The organism is Phenylobacterium sp., assembly GCF_041920015.1.
GTDB lineage: Bacteria > Pseudomonadota > Alphaproteobacteria > Caulobacterales > Caulobacteraceae > Phenylobacterium.
Window position 1 is genome coordinate 1 of the sequence record NZ_JAYRST010000123.1, and the last position, 6131, is coordinate 6131.

General features: G+C 68.7%; 5 protein-coding genes. 1 reads left to right on the top strand and 4 read right to left on the bottom strand.

Annotated features, from left to right (window positions below; all coding sequences use genetic code 11):
• The 3 genes from ACE3TL_RS16320 to lptF form a co-directional block, all read right to left on the bottom strand.
• The coding region (locus tag ACE3TL_RS16320; protein ID WP_374579724.1) for an LPS-assembly protein LptD at window positions 1–711 on the bottom strand (711 nt) is incomplete at its 3' end.
• A 53-nt stretch (window positions 712–764) separates the two neighbouring features.
• On the bottom strand, window positions 765–1868 hold the full coding sequence (locus tag ACE3TL_RS16325) for an LptF/LptG family permease (protein ID WP_374579725.1): 1104 nt from the start codon (window positions 1866–1868) through the stop codon (window positions 765–767).
• A complete protein-coding gene (lptF, locus tag ACE3TL_RS16330; protein WP_374579726.1) occupies window positions 1865–3010 on the bottom strand; it encodes an LPS export ABC transporter permease LptF in 1146 nt (381 codons plus the stop codon). Before lptF ends, ACE3TL_RS16325 begins: the two co-directional genes overlap by 4 nt.
• A 166-nt stretch (window positions 3011–3176) precedes the next feature.
• Here lptF and ACE3TL_RS16335 point away from each other — a divergent pair, with 166 nt between their 5' ends.
• On the top strand, window positions 3177–4652 hold the full coding sequence (locus ACE3TL_RS16335) for a leucyl aminopeptidase (RefSeq protein ID WP_374579727.1): 1476 nt from the start codon (window positions 3177–3179) through the stop codon (window positions 4650–4652).
• A 52-nt stretch (window positions 4653–4704) separates the two neighbouring features.
• Here ACE3TL_RS16335 and ACE3TL_RS16340 read toward each other — a convergent pair.
• The coding region (locus tag ACE3TL_RS16340) for a PepSY-associated TM helix domain-containing protein (RefSeq protein ID WP_374579728.1) at window positions 4705–6131 on the bottom strand (1427 nt) is incomplete at its 5' end.

Sequence of the window (6131 nt, forward strand, 5' to 3'; positions counted from 1 at the left end):
GAGGCCGCGGCGGTTGGACGGCGAAATCTCGGGGGTCAGCAGGCCGGACTTGCGCTCGGCCTGCGGGTCCGGGTGCCAGAAGATCGGCAGGAATACGAGCGGCGCGCCCAGGATCCTGACGACGGCGTTGCGGTAGTAGACAAGCTGGCGGTCCTTGTCCTGGACCACCTTGTCGGCCTTGATCGACCAGGTCGGGGTCTTGGAGGTCCCGTCGGGCGCGCAGATCTCGCAAGGGGTGTAGATCGCGCGGTTGAGTTCGTTGACCTTTTCCGAGCGATGCACCGCGCTGGCGGCGGCGAGCTTGACGTTCTGCGGCAGGCGGGCGGCGAAGCCGGTGGCGACGCCGGCCTTCATCTGGTCGTCCAGCACGATCTCGTCGGCGTATTCGACGCTGCCGTCGGCATTGACGATCGAGGTCTTGCCGCGAGCCCGCATCAGGCCCTTGGCTTCGTCGTAGATGAGCTCCTGCGCGCGCAGGGTGCGGCCCTGGTAGCGCACGACGATGTCGCCCCTGGCCGTGGTGGTCTTGTTCTTGTCGTCGCGGATGACGAGGTCGGCTTCCATATAGAGCTGACCGGGGGCAAGGCCGTCGGGCGAGGCGGCGGCCGGACGCGAGGCCTCCTGCGCCTGGGCCGCGCCGCAGAGCACCATGAGCGCCGCGCCCGCAAGCAGGCCGCGCTTGGCGTAGGCTGAACGCCTGCCGAGACTCATGAACTCCCCTCGTCGCGGTTCGAGATGGGTTGATAGCCGTTGCGACCGGCGATTCAACCGTCTTCGGTGTAGCAGAGCAGCGCAAGCCCCGACAGCAGGGCCACCAGAGGCGGCGCCCAGGCGGCGGCGAACAACGGAATGATATCGGCGTCGGCCAGGGCGCCGGAGAACTCGTTGAAGAAGAAGACGATGAAGCCGAGCGCCACGCCCGAGCCGGCCAGGCCCGCCAGGCCGCCCAGCCGCGCCAGGCGCAGCGAGAAGGCCGCGGCCAGGATCGACATGGCCGCGAACAGGATCGGAGTCGCCAGGAGCTGTTGGAAGCGCAGGCGATAGCCGTTGGCCGAGAAGCCGGCCTGTTCGGTCAGGCGGATGGCGGCCGGCAACCGCCAGAAGGCCACCGATTCCGGGGCGGCGAAGCGCTCCATGGCCGACTCCGCATCCAGGGTCGAGCGGATGGAGAGGGAATCGGAGCGCACCGAGCTTTCGCCGGCGCTGGCCTCACGGACGTCGGTCAGCTTCCAGTAGCCTGGATAGAGTTGGGCCTCGGCCGCTTCGATGCGGCGCTTGAACTCGGGCCGTCCGGCCTGGTCCTTCTGGTAGACGAAGAGCGACACGGCCTTGAGGCGCACGCGGCCCTCGGCGGTGTCGCGCTGCTTGGCGTGGATGACGATCTGGTTGCGGTCGTCGCCCTGGCGCAGCCACACCTCCTTGGGCGCGTCGGTCAGGTAGTTCTCCATCAGGTTCTCCCGCTCGGCCTCGTATCGGGCGCTGAACGCCGCGGCGAGCGGGTTGAACACCAGCACCACGGCGACGCCGATCAGGGCGGCGAGGCCGGCCGACGGCAGGATGAAGCGCCAGGCGGAGATGCCGGCCGCGCGCATCGCCACCAGTTCGGAGCGACGATTGAGGCCGACATAGGCGGCGATCCCCCCGAACAGGAAGACGAACGGCAACAGCAACAGGACCACGGCGGGGGTCTGCAGCAGGGTGAGGACGAAGAGCTGGGTGACGCCCACATCGGCCCGCACCGCCACCTCGCGCGAGAGGTTGACGAAGGAGACCAGGATGATGACCGCCGCGATCACCGCCAGCGCTGCCCCGACGCTCGCCAGGGTGCGGCCCATCACATAGCGTTCGAGCTTGCCCGCCCCGATCATGCCGCAGCCTCCGTGCGTCGGCTGATCCGGTGAGGTTTCTTGCGCATGTCGATGAAGCGCGTGACTTTTTCACGGAAGATATCGCGTAGCGCGACATAGGTGGCGAACAGCGGCACCAGGTACTGGAACAGGTTGATCCAGGCGGCTTCCTCGGAGGCGGCCTGGACGACGAAGCCGAGGATGCGGAAGGCCACGGCCACGGCGCTGAAGATGGCGATGCGGCGGCTGTAGCCCATGCGCGAGAAGCCGCCGCCGATGATCGCCGAAACCGCCAGGGCCATCAGGGCGATGTTGTAGAGCGGGCTGGCGATGCGGTTGTGACCTTCCGCCAGCAGCTTGAGCTGATTGCGCTTTTCCCAGTCCTGCTGCAAGTCGGGGAACAGCAGTTCGTGCAGGTAGCGATCCGACGGCTTATAGTGGATCAGCTCGTCGCTGCGCATGAACGGCGACAGGTCGTAGGGATAGTCGTCGAAGGTCAGATAGTTCAGGACGCCCGCGTCGCTGAATTCCTGCATCGAACCTTTGTGCATGGCCAGGACCGGCTTGCCATTGCGCCGTTCCAGGCGGCCCTGGTCGGCGGTGTAGGTGGTGGCGCCGCCGCCGTCCTTCTGCTGGTGGATGAAGAGGTTGTGGATCAGGCCGGTGGCGTCGATCGACTGGGCGTAGACGGTCAGGCCGGGCGCCGGATTGGTGAACTCGCCCTCGCGAATCAGGGTCGAGGCGAGGTCGGTGCGCACCTCGAACAGGGTCTGGCGCATCTCGCGCGCGGCCATGGGCTGGATCCACAGGTTCATCACCAGGGCCAGGATGGCGATCATCGAGGCCAGGCGCAGGGCCGGGGCGATGACGCGCCAGCGGCTCATGCCGCCGGCGAAGCACACGACGATCTCCTGTTCGGTGTGCAGGCGGTTCAGCGAGACCAGGGCGGCGACGAAGACCGCGATGGGCAGCACCATGTTCAGGAGCTGGGGCATGGCCAGCACCGTCACCTTGGCGAAGACCAGGGCGCTCTGGCGCTGGCTGACGATGATGTCGAGCGCCGACAGGCTCTGCGACAGCAGGGCGACCGCCGTCAGGGCGAGCGTGGCCAGCACGGTCGGGCCGAGAAGCTGGCGGAGCAGGTAGCGGTCGATCAGCGGCATGCGGGGAATGTAGGGGAAGAAATGTGCGGCCGGCCGGGGATTTTGCGCGCCCCAGGCGTGATCCTGCTCTAAATCATGCGTCGCCGCGTCACACAACCGCCGCACGAGCGGCCAAGCTTGTCGTCAAGAGGGGCGCGGGCCCAAGTCTATTCGGAGTTCGAGACTGATGCAGATCGAGTTCGTCGCGGCCGGCGCCGCGGTCGGCGAGAAGAGCGCCCTGGCCCTGGTGGTGTTCGAGGGTGAGGTCCTGGCCGGCGCGGCCGCGGCGGCCGATGCGGCGGCTGGCGGCGCCCTGACCCGGGCGGCTGCGGCCCAGAGGTTCACCGGCGCGAAGGGCCAGGTGCTGGACGTGCTGGGCGCGGCCGGCGAGGCGGCGCGGGTGCTGCTGGTGGGCGCGGGCAAGAAGGCGGCGTTCGACGCCATCGGCGCAGAGCATGCGGCCGCCAGCGCCTATCATGCGGTGAAGACCTCGGGCCTGACCACTCTGCGCGTGGTTCCGCCGGAAGGCGGCTCGGCGGCGCATGCGGCGCTCGGCCTGCGGCTGGCCGCCTATCGCTTCGACCGCTATCGCACCAAGGAACCGGCCGAGAAGAAGCCTTCGATCGCCGCGGCGCAGGTCGTGGCCGCCGATACGGGCAAGGCGGCGGCCGAGTTCGCGCCGCTGGCCGCCCTGGCCGACGCGATCGCCTTTTCGCGCGACCTGGTCTCCGAGCCGCCGAACGTGCTCTACCCGGCCGAGTTCGCGGCCCGCGTGAAGGCGCTGGAGGAACTTGGCCTGGAGGTCGAGGTGCTGGGCGAGGCCGAGATGGAGAAGCTCGGCATGGGCTCGCTGCTGGGCGTGGGCCAGGGCAGCACCCGTGAGAGCCAGCTTGCGATCCTGAAGTGGTACGGCGCGGCGGACAAGTCCGCCCAGCCGGTGGCCTTCGTCGGCAAGGGCGTCTGTTTCGACACCGGCGGCATCTCGATCAAGCCGGCCGACGGCATGGAAGACATGAAGTGGGACATGGGCGGCGCGGCCGCCGTGGCCGGCGTCATGCACGCCCTGGCCGGCCGCAAGGCCAAGGTCAACGCCATCGGCATTCTCGGCCTGGTCGAGAACATGCCCGACGGCAATGCCCAGCGTCCGGGCGACGTGGTCACCTCGATGTCGGGCCAGACCATCGAGATCATCAACACCGACGCCGAAGGCCGCCTCGTGCTGGCCGACGCCGTCTGGTACTGCCAGGACCGCTTCAAGCCGAAGTTCATGGTCGACCTGGCGACCCTGACTGGGGCGATCATCATCAGCCTGGGCAACGACTATGCCGGGCTGTTCTCGAACAACGACGAGCTGGCGGCCAACCTGTTGGCGGCCTCGGGCGCCGAAGCCGAGCCGCTGTGGCGGATGCCGTTGCCCGCGCAGTACGACAAGCAGATCGACTCGATGATCGCCGACATGAAGAACACCGGCGGGCGGCCGGGCGGTTCGATCACCGCGGCCCTGTTCATCCAGCGCTTCGTGAACGGCGTGCCGTGGGCGCACCTCGACATCGCCTCGACCGCCTGGAAGAAGCCGTCGACCGTGCCGACCATTCCCGACGGCGCGACCGGCTATGGCGTGCGCCTGCTGAACCGCATGGTGCAGGACAAGTACGAAGGCTGATCGCAGCGTCTTCTCCCTCTCTCAACTGGAGAGGGAGAAGACGGGCGCCTCCTTAAGAGGCCGCGCGTGGAGCCCGTCCGAGCAGCACCGAGGCGACGAGGACGGCTGCAGCGGCGATCAGGCTCGCCTGCACGCCCCAGGCCATGGCGTCGGCATAGATGGCCCGATGGACGGCCAGGTGGCTGGCCGCCGCCGCGACGAGCAGGGCCGCCGTGGCCAGGCGCAGGCGCGCCGAAATCGCCTTCACATCCCAGACCAGCGTCGTCGCAAGGGCCGCCGCGGTCGCCACGGCCCAGACGGCGACCGGAGCGATCGTCGGCGCCGTGAGAGCGCCGATCATCGAGGCGGCGTAGGCGAAGGGCTGGCTCCAGACCACCGCGATCCAGACACGCTCCCATCGCGGCGCGGGCCGGCCCTTGTCGCGGCGCCTCGCCAGCCAGATCGCGACGCCCGACGAGGTCACGCTCGTCAATCCGAGGCCGAGCAAGCCATAGGCGATCTTTATCGGCCAGCCGCCGAACCAGCCGAAATGCAGCACGGCCAGGACATTGAACACGCGCTCGCCCATCGAGCGGTCGACCGTCTTGGGCGCGCGGATAAGCCCGCCGGCGCCGTCGAAGGTATAGTTTTCTCCAAGCGCAAGCCGGTCCGGCTGGCGCGCGGTGACCAGCACGCCCTGGCCCCGTTCATTGGGATGCTCGACCGCCACGAAGGAGGGCTGGGCGTTGGGGGTGAGGCGAACGACCCCGTCGAGCGCGGCGACGAGATTGGGCAAGGGCGCCGGGCGCGGATCGTCGATGGGCGGGGGGCCGAAGAACACTTCGTAGACCTTGCCGGTGTCGCCATCGAACACGACCATGGCCAGAACGCCGATGATGAGGGTGGCGAGGCCAAGGAGGGCGCCGGTCAGGGTCACCACCAGATGGAACGGCAGGCCCCATACCCCGATGCGGTTGTGCAGATCGGCCTCCTGCAGGCGCTTCGAGCCGCCCCAGCGCAGATGAAACGCGTCCTTGAAGACCCGAGGATGGGCCAGGACGCCGGAAATCAGCGAGGACAGCAGGGCCACGCCGGTCAGGCCGACGACGAACCCGCCCCAGGTTCGCGGCAGGTGCAGATAGATGTGCAGGGCGCTCATGAAGTCGGTCCAGGCCGCGTCGGCGGGGCCGGCCAGCGCGCCGGCGCCGTCCACGAACCATTTGCGTTCGACCTGGCCGTGGCCGATGTCCAGGCTGATCTGGAAACGGGGCAGTTCGGGGGTGGGCAGGGTCAGATAGGCGTGTTCCGCCGGAGAGCCGAATTCGGCCTGGGCCGCGGCCAGGGCGCGCTGAACGCTCTCGGGGGCGACCGTATGGAGCATCGGGGCGCCCGGCTTTTCCCAGCGCGTGAATTCCTGCGCGAAGACGGCGAGCGTCCCGGAAAAGCAGACCAGATAGATCAGGGCGGCGAAGGCCAGGCCCAGGGCCGAATGCCCGGCGA